General features: G+C 49.7%; 1 protein-coding gene. It reads left to right on the plus strand.

What is annotated here, in order from left to right:
- Positions 1 to 661 (plus strand): transposase (locus tag ACEVG1_RS21030; protein ID WP_374745698.1); only part of this gene is annotated, 661 nt, incomplete at its 5' end.
- Positions 662 to 819 lie beyond the last annotated feature (158 nt).

Here is an 819-nt window from a genome sequence, read left to right on the forward strand (position 1 = left end):
AAGGATACCCGTATCGGCGTTCCGTGGCGACAGCGCCTCCTACCAAAAAGAGGTGCTGGAGCTGATGGATAGCCGGAATGTCCGCTTTTACATCCGCATGCTTGACTTCAGGGGCATCCGGGAAACATTTGCCGGTCTGGACGATTGGCAGACGATCCGGGTCAATGAACACAGGAAAGAAGTGGGCAGCGTCTGTTACAGCTTTAAGGATTCCCAAGAAAAGTACCGGGTGGTGGTCACCAGGACATTGAAAAAAAGCAACCAACTGGATGCTTTTGAAAATCGGTCGTACCATTACCAGGCGATCATCACCAATGATGGAAACAGTTCTGAAAAAGAGGTGATCGAATTCTATAACCAGCGCGGTGATGCGGAGAAATCCAATTGCTATCTGCTGAATGACTTCAACCTCAGCCGCCTGCCTTTCATGGACATGGACACCAACACCACTTATATGTATCTGATGGCTATGTGCGCCACTTTATTCGAATGGATAAAACAGGTGCTGGTTACCAATAAAACCCCGGGTATCTCGCTGACGATGCGGGCCAAAGCCATCTGCTTCCAGTACATCACGGTCAGTGCCCGCTGGATAACCCATGCGCGGAAGACCGCCATAACGGTTTTTTCCAGACAACAATACCGCCCCCTGCTGATCTAAAACCGGTATTTCCCGAAAAAACGGACTCACAGCATTTGGGGGAAAGGGGGGCTTGTGGCTGAATAGCACGATATTCCTTGCTTTTGACCAATAAAGGATTGCCAAGCCAAGGGTTGTATGGAATTTCTCGCCGGTAAAGTAAGGCTGCGACTTTTAGG

Source organism: Parapedobacter sp. 2B3, from assembly GCF_041925275.1.
Lineage (GTDB): Bacteria > Bacteroidota > Bacteroidia > Sphingobacteriales > Sphingobacteriaceae > Parapedobacter > Parapedobacter pyrenivorans_A.